The organism is Actinomycetospora straminea, from assembly GCF_028737255.1.
In the GTDB taxonomy this organism is placed as follows: Bacteria; Actinomycetota; Actinomycetes; order Mycobacteriales; family Pseudonocardiaceae; genus Actinomycetospora; species Actinomycetospora straminea.
In genome coordinates, this window is the sequence record NZ_JAQZAN010000001.1 from 115,659 (window position 1) to 133,537 (window position 17,879).

21 protein-coding genes are annotated in these 17,879 nt (G+C 77.0%); 7 read left to right on the top strand and 14 right to left on the bottom strand.

From position 1 onward, the window contains the following. Nucleotides 1-331 precede the first annotated feature (331 nt). The gene (locus PH190_RS00595; protein ID WP_274229562.1) at nucleotides 332-889 is read left to right on the top strand and encodes a hypothetical protein; all 558 of its coding nucleotides are present in this window, start codon (nucleotides 332-334) and stop codon (nucleotides 887-889) included. A gap of 25 nt (nucleotides 890-914) precedes the next feature. Here PH190_RS00595 and PH190_RS00600 read toward each other — a convergent pair whose 3' ends face one another. The 5 genes from PH190_RS00600 to atpF all read right to left on the bottom strand — a co-directional run bounded on the left by PH190_RS00600 (nucleotide 915) and on the right by atpF (nucleotide 5,452). Then, on the bottom strand, nucleotides 915-2,189 hold the full coding sequence (locus PH190_RS00600) for an arsenate reductase/protein-tyrosine-phosphatase family protein (RefSeq protein WP_274229563.1): 1,275 nt from the start codon (nucleotides 2,187-2,189) through the stop codon (nucleotides 915-917). Nucleotides 2,190-2,234: 45 nt separating this feature from the next. After that, nucleotides 2,235-3,158, bottom strand: coding sequence for a 2-dehydropantoate 2-reductase (locus tag PH190_RS00605; protein WP_274229564.1), 924 nt, complete (start codon nucleotides 3,156-3,158; stop codon nucleotides 2,235-2,237). Between the two features lie 49 nt (nucleotides 3,159-3,207). Further along, nucleotides 3,208-4,026, bottom strand: coding sequence for a hypothetical protein (locus PH190_RS00610; protein WP_274229565.1), 819 nt, complete (start codon nucleotides 4,024-4,026; stop codon nucleotides 3,208-3,210). 302 nt (nucleotides 4,027-4,328) lie between these two features. After that, a complete protein-coding gene (locus PH190_RS00615; RefSeq protein WP_274229566.1) occupies nucleotides 4,329-4,655 on the bottom strand; it encodes a hypothetical protein in 327 nt (108 codons plus the stop codon). Between the two features lie 293 nt (nucleotides 4,656-4,948). Beyond that, the gene (gene atpF / locus PH190_RS00620; protein WP_274229567.1) at nucleotides 4,949-5,452 is read right to left on the bottom strand and encodes a F0F1 ATP synthase subunit B; all 504 of its coding nucleotides are present in this window, start codon (nucleotides 5,450-5,452) and stop codon (nucleotides 4,949-4,951) included. 182 nt (nucleotides 5,453-5,634) lie between these two features. Between atpF and PH190_RS00625 the strand changes: the two genes are divergently transcribed. Continuing rightward, nucleotides 5,635-6,093, top strand: a complete 459-nt coding sequence (locus PH190_RS00625) for a universal stress protein (RefSeq protein WP_274229568.1) — start codon at nucleotides 5,635-5,637, stop codon at nucleotides 6,091-6,093. Between the two features lie 10 nt (nucleotides 6,094-6,103). Here the strand turns inward: PH190_RS00625 and PH190_RS00630 are convergent, their stop codons facing one another. From PH190_RS00630 to PH190_RS00655, 6 genes are all read right to left on the bottom strand, one after another. Further along, complete coding sequence (locus tag PH190_RS00630; RefSeq protein WP_274229569.1) at nucleotides 6,104-6,997, bottom strand: hypothetical protein; 894 nt, start codon at nucleotides 6,995-6,997, stop codon at nucleotides 6,104-6,106. A gap of 119 nt (nucleotides 6,998-7,116) precedes the next feature. Then, nucleotides 7,117-7,527, bottom strand: a complete 411-nt coding sequence (locus PH190_RS00635) for an SRPBCC family protein (protein WP_274229570.1) — start codon at nucleotides 7,525-7,527, stop codon at nucleotides 7,117-7,119. A gap of 38 nt (nucleotides 7,528-7,565) precedes the next feature. Next, entirely contained in the window at nucleotides 7,566-8,831 is a 1,266-nt protein-coding gene (locus PH190_RS00640; protein ID WP_274229571.1) for a PQQ-binding-like beta-propeller repeat protein, read from the bottom strand. Nucleotides 8,832-8,892: 61 nt separating this feature from the next. Then, on the bottom strand, nucleotides 8,893-9,117 hold the full coding sequence (locus PH190_RS00645) for a hypothetical protein (protein ID WP_274229572.1): 225 nt from the start codon (nucleotides 9,115-9,117) through the stop codon (nucleotides 8,893-8,895). Nucleotides 9,118-9,268: 151 nt separating this feature from the next. Next, on the bottom strand, nucleotides 9,269-10,753 hold the full coding sequence (gene mftG, locus PH190_RS00650; protein ID WP_274229573.1) for a mycofactocin dehydrogenase MftG: 1,485 nt from the start codon (nucleotides 10,751-10,753) through the stop codon (nucleotides 9,269-9,271). Between the two features lie 19 nt (nucleotides 10,754-10,772). After that, nucleotides 10,773-11,843, bottom strand: a complete 1,071-nt coding sequence (locus tag PH190_RS00655) for an LCP family protein (protein WP_274229574.1) — start codon at nucleotides 11,841-11,843, stop codon at nucleotides 10,773-10,775. Nucleotides 11,844-12,098: 255 nt separating this feature from the next. Between PH190_RS00655 and PH190_RS00660 the strand changes: the two genes are divergently transcribed. The 3 genes from PH190_RS00660 (at nucleotide 12,099) to PH190_RS00670 (ending at nucleotide 13,728) form a co-directional block, all read left to right on the top strand. Beyond that, nucleotides 12,099-12,386: a hypothetical protein gene (locus tag PH190_RS00660; protein ID WP_274229575.1), complete on the top strand. Its 288-nt coding sequence runs from the start codon at nucleotides 12,099-12,101 to the stop codon at nucleotides 12,384-12,386. Further along, nucleotides 12,383-13,006 (top strand): DUF7002 family protein, encoded by a 624-nt coding sequence (locus PH190_RS00665; RefSeq protein ID WP_274229576.1) that lies wholly within the window; start codon nucleotides 12,383-12,385, stop codon nucleotides 13,004-13,006. The genes PH190_RS00660 and PH190_RS00665 overlap by 4 nt, the downstream gene beginning before the upstream one ends. 371 nt (nucleotides 13,007-13,377) lie before the next feature. After that, nucleotides 13,378-13,728, top strand: coding sequence for a hypothetical protein (locus PH190_RS00670; protein ID WP_274229577.1), 351 nt, complete (start codon nucleotides 13,378-13,380; stop codon nucleotides 13,726-13,728). 72 nt (nucleotides 13,729-13,800) lie between these two features. On the opposite strand, the gene PH190_RS00675 is transcribed toward PH190_RS00670, so the two are convergent. Continuing rightward, nucleotides 13,801-14,796, bottom strand: coding sequence for a potassium channel family protein (locus tag PH190_RS00675; RefSeq protein ID WP_420791559.1), 996 nt, complete (start codon nucleotides 14,794-14,796; stop codon nucleotides 13,801-13,803). A gap of 149 nt (nucleotides 14,797-14,945) precedes the next feature. Then, nucleotides 14,946-16,532, bottom strand: a complete 1,587-nt coding sequence (locus PH190_RS00680) for an aldehyde dehydrogenase family protein (protein ID WP_274229579.1) — start codon at nucleotides 16,530-16,532, stop codon at nucleotides 14,946-14,948. Nucleotides 16,533-16,975: 443 nt separating this feature from the next. On the opposite strand from PH190_RS00680, the gene PH190_RS00685 reads away from it, so the two are divergent. Continuing rightward, nucleotides 16,976-17,332 (top strand): hypothetical protein, encoded by a 357-nt coding sequence (locus PH190_RS00685; protein ID WP_274229580.1) that lies wholly within the window; start codon nucleotides 16,976-16,978, stop codon nucleotides 17,330-17,332. Between the two features lie 6 nt (nucleotides 17,333-17,338). Here the strand turns inward: PH190_RS00685 and PH190_RS00690 are convergent, their stop codons facing one another. Beyond that, complete coding sequence (locus tag PH190_RS00690) at nucleotides 17,339-17,686, bottom strand: N-acetylmuramoyl-L-alanine amidase (RefSeq protein ID WP_274229581.1); 348 nt, start codon at nucleotides 17,684-17,686, stop codon at nucleotides 17,339-17,341. On the opposite strand from PH190_RS00690, the gene PH190_RS30930 reads away from it, so the two are divergent. Then, nucleotides 17,675-17,860 carry a hypothetical protein gene (locus tag PH190_RS30930; protein ID WP_274229582.1) on the top strand — a complete coding sequence of 62 codons (186 nt, stop codon included), beginning with the start codon at nucleotides 17,675-17,677 and terminating at the stop codon, nucleotides 17,858-17,860. The genes PH190_RS00690 and PH190_RS30930 overlap by 12 nt on opposite strands. Nucleotides 17,861-17,879 lie beyond the last annotated feature (19 nt).

The following is a 17,879-nucleotide window of genomic DNA, read 5'->3' on the forward strand; positions in this document are numbered from 1 at the left end:
GGGCGATCCGCTCCCCGAGTGGCTGCTGACCGTAGTGCTCGCCCCGGAGCAGGGCCGGCGACGCAGCCCGCGCCACCGGTCCGGGGGCCGTGCACTACGCCCTCGGCGCGGCAGCATGCCACCGACCGCTCACACAGGGCAGCACGGGCCGGGCCGTCCGGGGCACCGCATCACCCGGCCGGCCCGGACTCGCCCCTCACGCTCCGCGCCCGGCACCGGACCACTCCTTTGCCCGGTGCGCCTCGCCCGACCGGAGCATGACACCTCGGGGGGCTCGCGCGTTGGGTGTAGGTCAGGTCACGACACCGCAACATCCCGGGAGGAGGTCACGATGACCGTCCCGCCCCGGCCCACGACGACGGGCCCCTCCGCGGCGATCGTCGCCGTGCCCACCCCGCGGTCTGCGCCGCCCGGTCCGGCCCACCACGAGGCGCTCCCGGAGGGCTTCACGGCCTCCACCGACTCCACGGCCTCCGCCGACGTCGCCGGCGTCGCCTGGATCGTCCGCGAGGTCACCCACGTGCCCGGCATCCTGCGCCTGCGCGGCGGGCGGCTGAGCTTCGAGTCGACGCGCGGCGTGCGCTTCGACGGGACGCCGGACGAGCTGGTCCTCGAGGTCGGCCGCTCGGCGCGCGCGGGGATGCACGTGACCGCCGGCGGCGAGCGCCTGCGCGTGTGCGTCGTCCGCCCCGCGGGCGGCGTCTCCCCGTGTCGCGAGCTCGTCGACCGGGCCGCCGACGGTGTGCCGGTCACCGCCGGGGACGCCGACGCGTGGGCCCTCTGGGCGCCGCTGCTCGCGCCCGCGCCGCCCGCCGCCGCGCGCGTGCGCCCGCGGCGCTTCGCGTTCGCCCGCCACCCGCTGCGCGCCCAGGGCGCCTGGCCGACCTGAGCGCGTCCCGCCGCGCAGCCGCCGGTCAGCGGCCCGCGCGGGGCAGCGAGGCCCAGCGGTCGCCGCTCGGGCGCCCGTCGGCGGACGTCCCGTCGGCTGCGGCCTCACCCACCGCACCCACCGCGTCCTCGTCCACCGCGTCCTCGTCGTCCCGCCGGGCGTGACGGGAGCGCGACGCGGGTCGCTGCTCCCCGTCGCCGTGGTGGGCGTGGGAGCGGGCGTGGGAGGGGGCGTGGGCCTCGCCGTGCTCGGCGGTGGACGACGTCCGCGGCGGCGTGTACTGCCCGGGCACGGACGCGTCCCCGGTCATCGCCCCCGAGGGCGCGACGTGGTGGCCCGTCGGCGGGCGCGAGCCCGTCGGGCCGTGCGCGGCGGGCGGGCCCGCGGGCACCGGGGCCCCGTGCGGCGGGCCGGGCGGGAACGGCGAGCCAGGCGGCGGGACGCCGGGCCGGCCGGGCGCGCCGGGCGGTGGGCCGGGGTGTCCGGCCGGCGGTGCGAGCGGGGGTCCGGCCGATCCGCCCCGCGGCGGCATCCCGGCCGGCATCCCGGGTGGCGCCCCCACCGGCACCCCCGGCGGCGGGCCCACCGGCATCCCCGGCGGCGGGGCCACCGGCATCCCCGGGGGCATGCCGTGCCGGCCGGTCGGCGCCGGTCGACGCGGCGGGCGCATCGGCCAGGGCACGCCAGCGCCGATCGCGTCGACCAGCGGCCGGATCGCGGCGTGCATCAGGCGCGCGGCCTCGGCGTGCTCGGCGACCTCGCCCTGCACCGGGTCCGGGATGGCGTCGTCCTCGGCGTCGACCGGCGCGCCCTGACCGCGCTGCGCGAGCGCCGCGGCGACGAGGGCGTGCGCGCGCTCGCGCGGGTCGGCGGGCAGGGCGGCGTGCTCGGCGGGGTCGATGCTCCCGAGCAGGCGCGCGAACTCGCGCATCGTGAACGTGCTGCGCAGCGCGCGGGGCTCGAGCTCGAGCACCGCCGACCGGTGCGAGCGGCTGACGGTGAGCACGAGGTCGGCGAGCTCGACGTCGCGCGCGGGCAGCTGGCGGGCCCGGAAGGCGGCGACGTCGGGGTGCGTCGCGAGCGGGCCGAGCTGCGCGCGCGACAGGGGGTGCATCTCCGCGCCGACGACCGCGCCCGTCCCGCCGCTGGCGACGTCGAACCACGACGCCCACCGCGGGCCGAGCCGCATCTCGAGCAGCGCGCGGGCGTGGAACCGCGCGAACGGCGACCGGCAGATGTTGCCGGTACAGACGAACAGGAGCCGGAAACGCCGCGGCGCACCGTCTCCCCGACCGTCCATACCGCCGATCGTCGCAGTCCAGAGCGGTTCTCGCGAGCCGTTCCCTCAGGTGACCTGCCCGTTCGTGGCGCGGACCCCCCGGAGGAGGGCCAGCACGGCGGCGTTGAGCGGGGTCGCGACGCCCGTGCGCGACCCGGTCCCGACGACCGCGCCGGTGAGGTACTCGTGCTCGAGCGGCCGGCCCGCGAGGCGGTCGTAGAGCATCGAGGTCCCGAGGCCCGCGGGCATGTCCGCGTAGTGCGCGACGAGCGCGTCCACGTCCGCGTCGGTGAGCGCGGCGCCCACCGACCGCCCGACGGCCACGACCTCCCGGGCGAGCGCGACGACGAGACCGCGCGTCGCCGGCTCGGCGAGCACGTCGTTGCGCCGGCCCGTCAGGGCGGTGACGGGGTTGGCGATGGCGTTGCTGAGCAGCTTGCGCCAGGCGACGGTGGTGAAGTCGTCGCTGGCCACGACGGACAGGCCGTCCGGCGTCCCGGGCGTGCCGTCGCCGGGGTCGGCACCGAAGAGCGCCGCGAGCCCGCGGGCGGCCTCCCCGGCCGGCACCGTGAGCCGTCCGTACCCGTGGTGGACGACCCGGCCGGGCGCCACGGCCTCCGCCCCGAGGCGCACCGAGGCCGGCAGCACCGTCGCCCCGGGGTCGACGAGACCGTCGACGCGGCGCGCGTGGTCCACGCCGTTCTGCGCGACCACGACGACCGCGCCCGGACCCGTCAGCGCCGCGAGCCAGCCCGCCGCCGACGGCGTGTCCTGCGCCTTCGTCGCGAGCAGCACCCAGTCGGCGGCGCCGACCTCGGCGGGGTCGGTCGCGACGGTGGCCGGCACCGCGCGCTCGACGCCCCCGCGGGTTACGTGCAGCTCGTCGAACGGCGTGCGCACGCACACCGTGACCTCGTGCCCCCGCTCGGCCGCCAGCGCTGCGAGGACGCCGCCGATCGCACCCGCGCCCACCACCGCCACGCTCGCCACGGGACCCGATCGTCCTCCCGGGGCCCGGCGTCGGGGTACGGCGGGTCGATCAGCGCCCGTGGCGGGCGAACGCCTCCAGGTCGAGCACGACGCGCGCGACGCGCAGCGCGGTGACGACCGCGTCGACCTCCACCGCCGACGCGGCGCGCTCCTCGGCGTCGAGACGCCCGAGCAGCAGCTCCGCCGCCTCGTGCAGCGTGGTCGCGATCTCGACGGCGCCGGCGAGGTCGTCGGCGGCGAGGCCGGTCGACCACCCCGCCTCGGGCACGCCGGACGCGGACAGGTCGAGCGCGCGCAGGAGCGCGCGGCGGTCGGGGTCGTCGTCGCTGCCGCCCTCGAGGTGGGCGAGCTCCGCGACGAGCTGGTCGACGGCACCGACCAGCTCGGCCGGCGCGGCGCCGGCCCGGCCGAACACGGCGGGTGGGACCACGCCCTGGGGGGTGCGGGGCGCGGGGATGACCGTCTCCTCCGGCTCCAGGCGCTCGCGGGCCTCGCGCATCCGGGCGGTCAGGCGGCCGCCGGCGGGCTCGTCGGGCACCGGCGAGGGGACAGCGGCTTCGTCCTCGGTGACCGGCTCGGGGTCCTGCCCGGTGGCCGGCGTCCGGTCGGCGGCGGGGACCGCCCCACTCGCCGCCCGCGGGGCGGGCACCACGGGCTCGGGCGGCTCGGGGCGGGACTCGGCATCGCCGGGCTCGTCCGCGGTGGCGGTCGCGCCGGTCGCGGCCGGGTCCGCGGCGCTCGTGGGCGTCGGGTCGGCCGTGGTCGCGTCGGCGGCGGTGGCGTCGGCAGCGGGCCCGGCGTCCCCCGTCCTGTCCTCGGCCCTCTCCTGCGCCCCGTCGTGCACCCCACCGTCGGGTTCGGCCGTCACGAGTGTCTCCGGGGTCGCGGCGTCGGTCGACAACGGCGCTCCTTCATGGGCGAGGTCGTGTCGCCGCCGGGTGCGCCCAGGGCGTCGATGCGGCGACACAGGGTCACCCGGTGGATCGTCCCCGCCAGCCTGACGCGTTGCGGACGGCTCGCGGAACAGCCCGTTCGGGGGATCTCCTTCACCCGTTGGACCGCTCACCACCACGAGGTGCGGCCGTTGGACGCTATCGCTTGGTCCGTGTGGGCGCTCACCCTCCGGCACAGATGGTCCCGAGCCCGCCGGCGAGGGCACCACCGGGGGCGTCAGTGCAGGTCCCGGGGCCGCGGGCCGGAGGGCACGCCGCGGCCGGTCCGCGTCATCAGCGCCCGCCGGGTGGCCGACACCGAGCTCCCGCGAAACCGGCTGACGATGACGACGCCGGCGAACGCCAGCCCGTTCACCGCGCCGAGGCCGAGCATCGCCACCTCGAGCACCTGCTCGTCGGCGAACGACCCGCCCGGTTCCGGGGCCTCGAGCGCTCCGCCGTACGGCACCGGCGCCGGGGCGGGCACGGGGTCGGCGGCCAGGGCGGGACCGGGGTCGGGCAGCTCCGCCCCGAGCACCAGCCCGCCGGCGACCAGCAGACCCACGGCCGCGCCGCGCGCGAGGGCGGTCCGGAGCCGGCGTACCCGCGCACCCCGCACACCGAGGACGCCGTCGGCGCCGCTCCCGTCCCCACGACGGCCCCCACGACCGTCTCCTCCACCGACCATGTGCCCGCCCCGTCCCCCCGATGTGTCCTCGGACACTCATCGGGGCGGTCCGGCGGGCTCGTTACCGACACGACGCCGGAAGGGCACGACACACCGTGATCGTGACCGGACCGTGATCGACGTGTCCGATCCTTCCGGTTCGCGCAGCGCACGGCGCCGCGCGGCGGGGCTCAGACGCGCTGCGTCTGGTACTCGTCGACGATCTGGCGGTACTCGTCGTCACCGACCTCGCGGCCCAGCAGGCGGCCGGCGAGGCGGCGGGACAGGCGGGCCACGTCGGGCTGCAGGTCCGAGGCCACCGACGAGCGCTGGGAGGCGAGCTCCTCGCGACCCTGGGCGACGAACGACGACGCCTCCTCGCGCGCGGCGGCGAGGACCTCGTCGCTGCGGCGCTGGCCCTCCTCGCGCGCGGTGTCGCGGATGCGGGCGGCCTCGTCGCGGGCCTCGCCGATGCGGGTGCGGTACTCGGTGTGCACGCGGCGCGCCTCGGCGCGGGCCTGCTCGGCGCGCTCGAAGCCGCCCTCGATGCGGTCGTGGCGCTCGCTGTAGACCTTCTCCAGCCGCGGCAGCAGGACCCGGCTCATGACGAGGTAGAGCGCGCCGAACGCGATCAGCCCGATCACGATCTCGTGCCAGATCGGGCTGAGCACGAAGTAGCCACTCGCCAGGGTCATCGCCGGCTGCACCGCCTGTGGGTCGCTGTTCGGTCGCTGCGCGGCACCCGGTGACCGACGTCGTCGGCCGGGCGCTCGCGCACAGTCTGTCCGATCTCCCCCCGCGAAGCGACCCGGGGTGGGCGGACGGGCCGCCGCCACCCTGCGGGAACGCCCGCGCGGGCGACCCCTAGGGTGCCGCCGTGGGTGACTACAAGCTGGTGGCCGTGGGCACGGACGGGTCCTCCTCGGCCACGCTCGCCGTCGGGCGCGCCGCCCGGATCGCCGCGGACGCGGGCGCCAAGCTCCTCATCATCTGTGCCTACGAGCGCTCGAGCCGCCCGGGCGGGCGCGACCAGGCCGAGGCGGAGCGCGCGCTCGGCGACGAGGCGTACAAGATCATCGGCGCGAACCCCGCCGAGGAGAAGCTCCGCGACGCCCGCGACGTCGCCCGGCGCGAGGGCGCCGACGAGGTCAACACCGTCGCGGTCGAGGGCGAGCCGGTGCAGGCCATCTGCGACAAGGTCGAGCTGCACCACGCCGACCTGGTCGTGGTCGGCAACAAGGGGCTCGCGAGCTTCGCCGGGCGCCTGCTCGGGTCGGTGCCCGCCGAGGTCTCCCGCCGCGCCCCCACCGACGTGCTGATCGTCCACACCACGTAGGCAGGCGGACTCAGCGCGCCGCTTCCTCCAGCGGCACCGTCGTGTCGACCTGCACGGCGAGGTCGCCGCGCCGCGGCGCCGGGGTGGCCGGCGTCGGGGGCGTCGCCCAGGTGCCCGGCACCGAGCAGTAGGGCGCGGCGCGGTGGCGTCCGAGCAGCTCCGACAGCGGCGCGTCGGCGAGGACGTCGGCCAGCGCGTGCTCGAACGAGCGCCGGGTGCCGCGGTCGCGCGGGCGCGCCAGGGCCTCGGCGAGCCGGCGGGTGAGCCGCTCGGAGTCGGCGAGGAACGTCGTCAGCGACAGGCGCCCGCGCCCCAGCTCGCGGCGGCAGCGGCCGGCGACCGTGTCGCCCTCGCCGACGATGCACACCTCGACGTCGACGTCGCCGTCCTCGAGCAGCGACCCGGCCGGCCCGGCCCCCTCCGGCGTGGGGCGCGCCATGGTCGCGCGGAAGACGGCGTTGGTGACGCGGTCGGCCGGCTCGCGCACGAGGGAGGCGAGCAGGTTCCAGCCGCCGCGGCTCTCGAGCACGTCGCGCAGGCCGCGGACATCGACGGTCAGCCGCCGGACGCGCACGCCGTCGCCGGCCCGGTCGAGCAGCTCACCGACCGTGTCGGGACGCGGGGCGTCCCCGGGGACGACGACGTGCAGCCGCGGCACCGCGGGGGTGCCGGGGACCTGGGGGTCGATGCCGCAGACCGCCACCTCCGGCGCGGGCGGCCGGATCGCCTCGCGTGCCGGGGTGTCGAGGTACTCCATCCCGACCATGACCTCGGGACCGGGCACGACGCGCGCCGTGGTGGTGGCCCGGGCGGTGCCGGACGCGCCGGCCCGGCGGGTGGTGACCTCGGCGGCACGGCTGCTGGCACGGCTGGTGGGACGGCGACGGACGAACGGGATGCGCACGAGCTCTCCGCTCACTCGGCTCCGGAACCGCCCACGATGCCATGCCCGAGTGACCGTCGCCACGTCGAACGATTCAGGGGACCCCGACGCGCGCGATGATCACCCGTCCTGTCGCTCGCTCAGCCCGTCGCGGAACCGTCGAGCCGCCGTTCGAGGTCGGCGAGGGTCCGCTCGAGGTCCTGCTGGACCTGGTCGTGGTGCTCGGGGTCGTCCGTGCCGGGCGTGTGCAGGCTGACGGTGACCCGCGAGTCCTCGTCGCCGATGCCGGTCACGAAGAGCTCGCCGTGGTAGTCCGAGACCCGGTCGGCGCCCCACCGCACGCTGCGCGCGTCGGCGTCGGCGTGCATCCAGGCCCGGTCCTCGTGCTGCTCGCCGCCGCCGACCGCGACGACGTCGACCTCGTCCCCGCCGGCGCGCTTCGCCTGCTGCAGGCCGCTGACCCACTCGGGCAGGTGCTCGGCGTCGGAGAGGTACGCGAAGACCTCCTCCGGCGGGCGGCGGACGTCGATGCTGTGCTGGAAGTCGCCCATGCGGGGCGGCTACCCGCGCCGGGGAGACCCGACGCGGCTCAGCGCGTCGCCGGCGTGATCGCCGCGCCGCCGCCGAAGCCCGCGACGCCGGTGGTCTCGACACCGAGGCCGAGGTAGGCGTTGACCAGCACCGGCGCGGCGCCGGGCCGGGTCTCGCGGTCGGCGCCCGTGCGCGCGTCGAGCACGACGGGGCCGTTGACCGTCGTCCCGTACACCGCGCCGTGCCAGGCCGTCGTCATCTGGGGGGCGACGCGGTTGGCGGCGGGGTCCGGCAGTTCCCACAGCGGGGCGGCCGTGCCCGCGTCGACGGCGAAGAGGCGGGTGTCGCCGCCGCAGACGGTGGTGGCGGCCTGGTCCCAGACGCAGCGCGGCGGCGTGTAGGTGCGGCCGACGTCAAAGGTGCGCACGGTGGCCCCGCGCGGGTCGACGAAGCGCAGCGACGCCGACGGCGCGGACAGCGTCGTCGCCGTCGTCCGCCCGCTGACCACGGCGAGCCCCGGCCCGGCGACGGTGATCCGCGGGTCGCGCAGCACCTCGGGCAGCGCGAAGCGCCGCAGCCCCGTGACGACGTCGAGCCCGACGACCGTCGAGTCGGCGTAGGCACCGCTCTCCCCCGGCGTCGTGGCGACCCCGACCGCGGTGCCGCCGGCCGGGCCGTCGGCGAGCAGGGCGTCGACCGCGATGCCGTCGGCGGTCCACAGCACCCGCCGGGTGGTGAGGTCGACGCCGAGCGCGGTGCGCTGGGTGTCGGTGCTCGCGGTGAGCACCGCGACCCCGGCCACCACCCCGGCCACCTCCATCGCGACGGCGGGCGGGCGCTCGGTCCACGGCAGCACGGTCGGCGCGCTCCAGCGCAGTGCGCCGCTCGCCGCGTCGAAGGCGAGGAGGTCGACGGCGAGGCCGGGCGGCGTGGTGCCCGACCCCGGGACGACGCTGCCCGCGCCGACCAGCACCGCGCCGTCCGGGCTCGCGACGGGGCGCCCGGCGGCGAAGCGGCCGGGTGGCGCGTCGGTGCCCGGGACCGGGGTGCCGGTGGAGTCGAGGCGCGCGATGCGCCCGCCGTCGGTGGCCCAGATCGCGGTGCCGACGAGGGCCGCGGGCAGCGCGTCGGCGTCCCGCCCGAACACCGACGTGCCCGAACCCCCGAAGATCGTCCCGGTGGGGGCGCCGAAGCCGGTGGGCGGGTCGAAGGCGGGCGGCGGGGCCGCCTCCGTGGGCGCGCCCCCGCAGCCGGCGAGCAGCAGCGTCGTCAGCACCGCCGTCAGGAGGGGGGCGACCACGGTCGCGGCCAGCCGGTCACGCACGCCGCGCAGGATTCCACGCCGGCGCAGCGGGCCGGAGCCGGACCAGGGAGCTCCGCGCGCCTCACTCGGTCGGGACGGCCTCGTCCGACGAGCGGCGCGGGGTCACGACGGGCAGCGGCCCGGTGGCCTGGGCGAGGCGGCGCTGGGCGCGCGCGACGCGGGCGGCGTACTCGGCCGCCGCGGCCTGCTCGGCCTTCGCGGCCTTGCGCTCGGCGCGGGTGAGGCGCGGGGGCGTGTCGTCGGCACGCTCCGACGGGGCGTCGGCACGGCGGCGCAGGAACGACATCGGCTCTCCTCGATGACCTCGAGCGGGTCTCGTGGGGAGTGTCGTCGCGATCACCGAGGACGTGAGCAGCGATCACACCATCGTGTCGCAGCTGTGACCGTGTGCGGGGACGTGACCGGACAGCAGGTCGCGGACGGGGACGAACCGGGCGTCACGCGGGGCGCGTGGCGACCCCGGCGACCGTCCCGGCGATCAGGTCGGCGGCCCGCTCGCCCAGCATCAGGGCGGTCGCGGCGGGCCCGCGGCGGGGCACGGTCGGCAGCACCGACGTGTCGACGACCCGCAGTCCGCAGAGCCCGTGCACGCGCAGCTCGGGGTCCACGACGGCCTCGGGGTCCGACGCCGGGCCGAGCTTCGCGGTGCTGCACAGGTGCGCCGACGTCGTGACGTGCGCGGTGATCCAGGCGTCGAGGGCGCGGTCGTCGCGGCCGCGGCCGGGGTCGAGCGCGAGCCCCCCGGCCGCGAGCAGCTCCCCCGCCCGGCGCACGACCTGGCGCATGCGGGCCCGGTCGCGACCGGTGACCAGGTAGCGGTGCTCGAGGCGCGGGCACTCGCCGGGCGCCGACGCGAAGGACATGACCCCGCGGCTCTCCGGGGCCTGCACCGCGCACATGAGGTGGCACGACCCGCCCGGCGCGAAGGGCCGCGCGAACAGGAGGATCTCGAGGTCACCGGCCGGGTCGTCGCCGGAGTCGAGGTGCACCGCCGCCTGGGCGCCGGGCGCCTCGGGGTGCAGGCCCTCACCGGGGTCGGGGAAGGCCAGGTAGACGCTCGGGTGGTCGCTGTAGCCCCGCCCGACGCCGGGGAGCTCGTGGCGCACGGGCAGGCCCGCGGTGTGCAGGGCGTCGGGCGGCCCGACGCCCGAGAGCGCGAGCAGCTGCGGGGTGCACACCGACCCGGCCGCGAGCACCACCTCGCCGGCCTCGATCCGCTCGCCATCGGTGCTCTCCACGCCGACGGCGCGGTCGCCGTCGAGCAGCACCCGGGCGACGGTGACGTCACCGCGGACGGCGAGGTTCTCCCGCGCGAGGTGCGGCAGCACGTAGGCCATCGCCGCGTTCACCCGCACCCCGCGCCGCACGTTGCCCGGCACGAGCCCCGCGCCGGGGGGCTGGTCGCCGTTCTTGTCGGGCTCGGCGGGCACGCCGACCCGGGCCGCGGCCGCGAGGAACCGCTCGGTGACCGGCGCGCGCAGCTCGCCCGCGGGGCGCACGACCGGCACCGGCCCCGCGTCCCCGTGCAGCGGGCCGCGCATGTCGAGGTCGCGCTCGCCGCGGATGTAGTAGGGCAGCGTCGCGTCGTACGACCACCCCGGCCACGCGTCGAGGTCCGCGCGCGTCGCCCGGAGGTGGTTGGCGCCGTTGACCGCGCTCGACCCGCCCAGGAGTCGCCCGCGCCCGACCCGGGTGTGCCGGCCGGGCAGGAGCTCGACGCGGACGTCCCAGGTGTGCGGGCCGTCGGGGTCCGCGGCCGCGAGCGAGGCGACGGCGCGGACGTCCGCGCCGTACGCGGCCGCGTCGGACACCGCCGTCCCGCACTCGAGCAGCAGCACGCGCCGGCGCGGGTCCTCGGTGAGGCGCCCGGCCAGCGCGCAGCCGGCCGAGCCCGCGCCGACGACCACGACGTCCCAGCTCATGGTCCAGGCATACCCGGATCTAGCGCGGCGTGTCCGAGAGCTGCTCCTGCGGGCGCTGGGCGACCCACTGCGGCACCGTGTCCGTGTTCACCGCGAACCACAGGTCACGCCCGGCGCCCTCGTCGAGGTAGACGACCGACTGGTCGCCCTCCGTCCCCGTCCCGGTCACCGGCACCGTCAGGAACGAGACGTTCGAGTTCCGCAGGTCGCGCATCCCGAAGGCGAGCTGGGCCAGGCCGGTGTTGGACAGCGAGTCGTCGACGCCGACGTGGCGGGTCACCGTGTCGACGAGGTTGTACGCGCCGGTCGGGCTGGACAGCGTGCCGGACGACAGCGCCTTCTCGAGGAACGCGCGCAGGGCCGCCTGCTGGCGGCGGACGCGGTCGAGGTCGCCGCCGGGCAGGCTCTTGCGCTCGCGGACGTAGACCAGGGCCTGCTCGCCGTTGAGGCGCTGCTCGCCGGCCGGGACGACGACGCCGTCGCGCTCGGACTCCTGCCCGACGTTGACGTCGATGCCGCCGACGGCGTCGGTCATCTGCGCGAAGCCCGCGAAGTCGATGACGGCGTAGTGGTCGATGTGCACGCGGGTGAGCTGCTCGACGGTCTGGATCAGCAGCGGCGGGCCGCCGAACGCGAGCGCGGCGTTGATCTTGTTCTGGCCGCGGCCCGGGATGTCGACGTAGGAGTCGCGCGGGATCGAGACGATGCTCGCGCTCTGCCCGTCCTCCGCGATCGACGCCACCATGATCACGTCGCTGCGCTGCGAGCCGAACACGGCGTCGGGCGCGGCGTCGGTGCCGGTGGTCGGCTCGGGCGAGCGGGAGTCGGTGCCGATCAGCAGGAACGTCTGGCCGGCGGCGTCCGCGGGTCGCGTGGACGGGTCGATCGGGGCGAACACCGACGGGTAGCGCCCGACCTGCGAGCCCAGCTGCTGGGTGACGATGACGACGCCCGCCGCCGCGAGCAGGACCAGCACCAGCAGGGCGATCAGCCCGTAGACCAGCGCGCGGACCCCGCGCCGCCGCCGCCCGCGCTCCTCGTCCTGGTCCGGTGCCGGCCCCCCGCCGTCGACCATGCCGCCGATGCTCATTCCCCGACCACCCCTGCTCCCGTCGACCGCCCGCCGTCGGCCGGTCACTCCCGTACCTCTCGGACGACGAGCGGCGCGCGTTACGCGCCCCACGCTGCGGCCCGGCCCGGACCGGCCCAGGGTGACAGCCCGTCGACACGCGATGCCACGCGGTCCGCCACGCCGAGCTGCGGTTCGTCGCGCCCAGCCCGCCGTCGCCCGCCCGGACGCGGGCGTGCACCCCGCTGCTGTGACCCCCGTCCTACGCTCGGACGGGTGACCCCCGATCGTGACGCCGGCGAGTCCGTGCTGGACCCGACCGGGACGCCCGACACCACCCGGTCCGATCCCGCCGGGCTCGCCGACCTCTCCGACCTCTCCGGCCTCGCCGACCTCGCCGCCGAGGTCGCCGTGGGGCCCGTGCCCTCGCCCCGGCCCGAGGTCCTCGCCCGGGTGCTCGACGGCCTGCGCGAGCTGCCGGCCGCGCGGCGCGCCCCCCGTGACGACCGCGAGGACGCCGGCGCCGGGCCCACGACGATGCCCCTGCCCCGCCGCCGCTCGTGAGCGGCGCCGGGCCCACGCCCGGCGACCTCGCCGCCCGGCACCCGCGGCTGTTCCACATGGCCGAGGCCGGGGCCTGGCCGTCGATCCGCGAGCACGGCCTGGCGAGCGCCGCCGCCCTCGTCGAGCGGTTCGGTGCGCCGTCCGCCCTGGTCACGGGACGTCGGACGACCGCGGTGCCGCTGGGCGACGGGGTCGTCCTGCGCGACAACGGGGTGCTGCACGACGGCCAGCTCGCCCGCTGCCTCGACGGCATGGCGATCCCCGACTTCTACCGGATGCTCAACGGGCGGGTGTACTTCTGGCCGACCCGCCGGCGGGTGAGGGGCCTGCTCGCGGCGCGCGCCTACCGAGCCCGCGCCCACCTCGTGCTCGAGATCGACACCGCACGGCTGCTCGCCCGGCACGCGGACGCCGTGCGGCTCTCCCCGATCAACATGGGCGCGACGCTGATCAACCCGCCGCGCCGCGGGCCGCACACCGCGCGCCGCCTCGCCGACTGGCCACCCGGGCGGGCCGTCGCCGAGGTGTCGGTGGAGCACGCCGTCCCCGACGTCGCCGACCTCGTCGTCGCGGCGGCCGTGCACCACCCCGACGGGCGCGTGGACCCGGTCGCGCTCTGACGCCCGGGCCGGCAGTCCGGCACTCCGGCCCCTTCGGCCCTCCGGCGCGCCCGGTCCGGCGGCCCTCCCCCGTCGCCCCAGTCCGTGATCAGCAGGACGTGAGGCACCTCGCGCGGCCGTCCGAGGTGCCTGAGGTCCTGCTGATCTCCGGTGCGCAGTCCGGGCGGCGCTCGGCGGCGCTCGGCGTTCCTCGGCAGCGCAGGGGCGCGGGTTCGCCGTGGGTGAACGGGCGCGGGGCCGACAGGGCGGGGTCGGCGACCTACCGTTGTCGGCGCGCACGCCACGGCGTGTCGCGCGAGCGAGGATGTGGCGATCCTGGCGGTGGACGCCGGCGATGCCGCATCGCTCGGACACCGACGAGGGAGCGTGTCATGACCGTCCCCGACCCCGGACACCCCGACGCCCGGCCCACCCGACGCCCGTCGAGCGGGCTCGACCCCATGCCGTCCTCGACCCCGCCGCCCCCGCTGGGCGACCGGCCCCCCGAGCCCGAGCCGCCGCGCCGCCCCACACCCGGCGACCCGGCCCCGGACGGCACGCTCGTGCTCGTCGCCGCCGGGCGGGACGACCGGCGGCGCCACGTCGTCGACGTCACCGCCGGCGAGCTCGGCGACCCCACCGGCCTGCGGGCGCGCTGCGGCGCGGCGGTCGAGCAGGTCGTGCCCGGCCTGCGCGCCGAGCAGGCCGACTGCCCCGGGTGCCTGCTCTCGGTGCACCGCTGAGCCCCGGGCCGGCGGCGATCGACGTCCCGACACGGACACTCGACGTCAGCGACGGGACGTCGCTGACACCACCTACTCGTCGTCGGGCCCCGCGCGCCGCACGCACAGGAGGCGGTCGCCGCGCTCGAGGGCGTCGACCTCCGGGGCGTCCATGGCGTGCACCTGCCCGTCGCGCACGACGCCGAGCACGATGTCGCGCAGGTGCCGCGGCGAGCCGCCGACCTCGGCCTCGGTGACCGTGCGCTCGCCGATGCTCATGCCGGCCTCGGGCGAGATGAGGTCCTCGACCACCGACACGACCGCGGGCGTCGTCGTCGCCATGCCGAGCAGGCGGCCCGCCGTCTCCGCGGACACGACCACCGAGTCGGCGCCCGACTGCCGCAGCAGGTGCACGTTCTCGGCCTCGCGCACGGCGGCCGTGATCGTGATCTTCGGGGCCATCTCCCGCGCGGTCAGCGTCACCATCACCGCCGTGTCGTCGCGGTTGGTGGCGACGACCAGCGCCGTCGCGTGCGGGAGGCCCGCGGTCCGCAGCACCGACGACTGGGTCGCGTCGCCGCGCACGGTGACGAGGCCCAGCGCCGACGCCGCGTCCAGGCGGCCCCGGTCGGTGTCGACGACGACGATGTGGTCGACGTCGTGGCCGTCGCCGCGCAGCGTCGTCACGGCGGCCTGGCCCTTCGTCCCGTAGCCCACGACCACCACGTGGTTGCGCACGCGCGACCTCCACCGTCGGATGCGGAACGCCTGCCGGGACCGTTCGGTGAGCAGCTCGACCGTGGTCCCGACCAGCACGATGAGGAACAGCAGGCGCAGCGGGGTGATCGCCAGGATCGTCCAGAGCCGGGCCGACTCGGTGACGGGCACGATGTCGCCGTAGCCGGTGGTCGAGAGCGAGACCGTGGCGTAGTACAACGCGTCGACGAAGCCGATGCCGTCGTCGTTGTTGTTGTCGATGTAGCCGTCGGCCTGGAACCAGACGATCAGCGTCGCCGCGAGCAGCGCCCCGACGGCGAGCACGAGGCGTCGCACGAGCGCCATGACCGGGCCGACACGGCCCTCGGGCATGAGGACCGTGGCGCCCACGGCGGGCCCTCCGGGCGCCACGTCCCGCGCCACCCGGCTCCGCAGGACCATCCCGGCCCCTCCCGCGCTAGAGACCCCCGACCGACAGCGGGCCCGACGCCGCGCCGGGTGGAGGTTACTCGCGCGGAGGGTCAGGTCGCGGGGTACCGGTGGTAGCCGGGGAAGTTGCCGTAGAGGTTCTCCCCGGGCGGGCCCTCGGTGACGGCCTGCACGAGGTACTCGCCGCCGACGAAGGCGCCCTTCCACGACTCGCCGCGCCCGCCGAACGCCTCGTCCTTGTCGCCGCGGGAGCGCAGCTTGTTGATCCCGACCTTGAACGCCTGGACCTGCTCGGCGAGGCGCTCGCCGTGCTGGGTGTCGTCCGTGGCGATGCTCGCGACGAGCGCGCCGTTCGAGGCGTTCATCTGGGCCAGCATCTCGGCCTCGGTGTCGACGACGACGATCGAGTCGACCGGCCCGAACGGCTCCTCGTGCATGAGCCGCGACGCCCCCGGCGGGGCGAGCATCGACACCGGCGCGTGGTAGGCCGACGTGTCCTGGCCGGGCAGGAAGCGGCCGTGGTCGAGGCTCCCGCGGTAGAGCGGGATCGCGCCGTGGCGCAGGGCCTCGGCGACGCTGTCGTCGAGCTCCTGGGCCTTGCCCGCGGAGATCAGCGGGCCGAAGTCGAGGGCGGGCAGGTCGTCGGTCGACCCCGAGGAGCCCTCCTCCACCGCCAGCGGGTGCCCGAAGCGCACCCCGTCGAGCACCGGCAGGTACGTCCCCAGGAACTGGTCGACGAGCTTGCGCTGCACGACGAACCGCGGGTAGGCGGTGCACCGCTGCTTGGCGTACTCGAAGCCCTTCTTGAGGATCTCCGAGAACGACTCCCAGTCGGAGAACTCCCAGATGCCCCAGGTGTTGAGGCCCTCCTGCTCGAGCATGTGCCGCTTGCCGGTGTCGGCGAGCTGCGCGGCGACCTTGCCCCCGTTGGAGCGCCCGCCGACGAACGCGAGCGCGCCGATCTCGGGCGAGCGGATCAGCGCGTCGGAGAGCTCGGAGCCGTCGCCGGAGAGCAGGGTGACCGGCAGCCCCTCGCGCGCCATGAGGGCGTGGGCGACGGTCAGCGTCATCCACCCGCCCTGGGTGGGGGTCTTCGCGACGACGCCGTTGCCGGCGAGCAGCTGCACGAGCTCGGCGTGCACCTGCACGCTCATCGGGTAGTTCCAGCTCGCGATGTTCGAGACCGGCCCCTCGAGCGGCACGCGCTTGGCCGGCGCGCCCTCGACGTCGCGCGCGAGCATCCCCTCGATCTCGTCGACGTACCAGCGCACGCCGGAGATGGCGCGGTCGACGTCGGAGCAAGCGGCCTTCCACGGCTTGCCGATCTCCCAGGCCAGGAGCAGGGCGAGGTCGTCGCGGGCGCCCTCGATGGCGTCGAGGGCCGACGACACGCGGCGGCGGCGCTCGTCGAGCTCGGTGCCCGCCCACCCGCGGTGGGCCTGCGCGGCGCGCTGCACGGCGTCGGTGGCCGTGGCGGCGTCCAGCTTGAGCATCGTGCCCAGCGACGACCCGTCGTTGGGGCTGGTCTGCTCGGTCGCCGTGCCGACCGCCCGCCACTCGCCGTCGATGAGGTTGGCGGGTCCGTCGTCGGCGAAGGCCTCGCCGACCAGGTCGCGGACCCGGCCGGTCACCGCGGACCAGGTCAGGTTCTCCGGAACGTGGAGCTGCGTGTCGCTCATGGCCGTCCTCCCGTGTGGCGGTCGTGGGCGTCGACCGACCCTAGGCACCCGAAGGGCCGTCCGGAACCGCCGGAGCGGAGGGGATACCGCCCGGTCCCGACGGGATCCGGGCCCATCGGGTCGCGGTGACGACCGCGGAGCGGCCGTCGAGGCGGCGGGTCAGGGGTCCGGCTCCCGGCCCCGGCGCCGGGCCTTTCGTCGACGAGGAGTGAGCGGCCTGACACAGCCGGTGGCGATCACGTTCAGCGCGTGACACAGGTCGCCGAGTGGTACCCCCGCCCGAGTGAATGGTTGAAATCTTGAGTCAGAGGGTGGGCACCCTGACGTCACCACTCGTGACAGCGACCCGCACGAGCGCCGTCAGCGTCACTCGACGGTGTCACGGACGACGGGGTCACCGGGACGGCGCGCGGTACCCAGCGCCGAGCGCGGAGGAGGAGCCGATGGACCACGACCCCCGGTGCTGCGCCCGAACCGACCCCACGGCGGGCGAGCCCGGCCCGGGCGCGGACGCCCCGTTCGACCCGGCGGCGCCGATCGACGACCCGGTCACGGCGGAGCAGGTGGAGAACATCGACTGGATCGCGGTGCAGACCGATCTCGACCGCTGCGACGGCTACGTGGTGCTCGCCGTCGACCCGCAGACCGGCGAGGTCGACGCGCACGGGCCCTACCCCGGTCTCGACGCGCTCCAGACCGCCGACGGCCTGCGCCGGACGCTCGACCGGGAGGGTCTCGACGACGTCGTCGTGCGCGTCGTGCGCTGGCATCAGCAGCGGGGTGGCGACACGGCCGCCTGAGCGGCGCTACCGCCCCAGCGCCCGCAGGATCCCGGCGGCGATGCCCTCGGCGTAGCGCTGCCGCCCGGCCGGGTCGGTGACGACCCGCGCCTCGCCCGGGTCGGCCATGTTCGCGCACTCCACGAGCGCGGCGGGCACGCGGGCGAGGTCGAGGCCTGCGAGATCCGGACGCCGGTCGAGGCCCGCCTCGCCGCGGTAGGTCGACGGCGCGAACCCCTGCTGCTCCAGCCCCGCCACCAGCGCCTCCCCGAGCGCGGTCGACGGGGCGCGCTGCGACGCCGCGAGCGGCGGGGCGGCGAGCGCCACGTGGAAGCCCGGCCCGTTCCCCGGCGCCGAGTCGGCGTGGATCGACACCGCCACCACCGTCGCCCCACCGGCGCGGCCTCGTTCGCGATCGCCGCCCGCCGGTCCACGCACGGCCCGACGCCGGTGTCGTCGGGACGCGTCGAGCGCACGTCGACCCCGCGCGCGGTGAGCAGCTGCGTCACCCGCATGGCGACGTCGGTGGTGAAGGCGTGCTCGGCGTAGCCGCCCGCGGTCGCCGTGC

Excerpts from the sequence above, each read along its gene's own strand:
- PH190_RS00595 (WP_274229562.1), top strand. The coding sequence starts at position 332 with ATGACCGTCCCGCCCCGGCCCACGACGACGGGCCCCTCCGCGGCGATC.
- PH190_RS00600 (WP_274229563.1), bottom strand. The coding sequence starts at position 2,189 with ATGGACGGTCGGGGAGACGGTGCGCCGCGGCGTTTCCGGCTCCTGTTC.
- atpF (WP_274229567.1), bottom strand. The coding sequence starts at position 5,452 with ATGACCCTGGCGAGTGGCTACTTCGTGCTCAGCCCGATCTGGCACGAG.
- PH190_RS00635 (WP_274229570.1), bottom strand. The coding sequence starts at position 7,527 with ATGGGCGACTTCCAGCACAGCATCGACGTCCGCCGCCCGCCGGAGGAG.
- PH190_RS00645 (WP_274229572.1), bottom strand. The coding sequence starts at position 9,117 with ATGTCGTTCCTGCGCCGCCGTGCCGACGCCCCGTCGGAGCGTGCCGAC.
- mftG (WP_274229573.1), bottom strand. The coding sequence starts at position 10,753 with ATGAGCTGGGACGTCGTGGTCGTCGGCGCGGGCTCGGCCGGCTGCGCG.
- PH190_RS00655 (WP_274229574.1), bottom strand. The coding sequence starts at position 11,843 with ATGAGCATCGGCGGCATGGTCGACGGCGGGGGGCCGGCACCGGACCAG.
- PH190_RS00670 (WP_274229577.1), top strand. The coding sequence starts at position 13,378 with ATGACCGTCCCCGACCCCGGACACCCCGACGCCCGGCCCACCCGACGC.
- PH190_RS00675 (WP_420791559.1), bottom strand. The coding sequence starts at position 14,796 with ATGCCCGAGGGCCGTGTCGGCCCGGTCATGGCGCTCGTGCGACGCCTC.
- PH190_RS00680 (WP_274229579.1), bottom strand. The coding sequence starts at position 16,532 with ATGAGCGACACGCAGCTCCACGTTCCGGAGAACCTGACCTGGTCCGCG.
- PH190_RS00685 (WP_274229580.1), top strand. The coding sequence starts at position 16,976 with ATGGACCACGACCCCCGGTGCTGCGCCCGAACCGACCCCACGGCGGGC.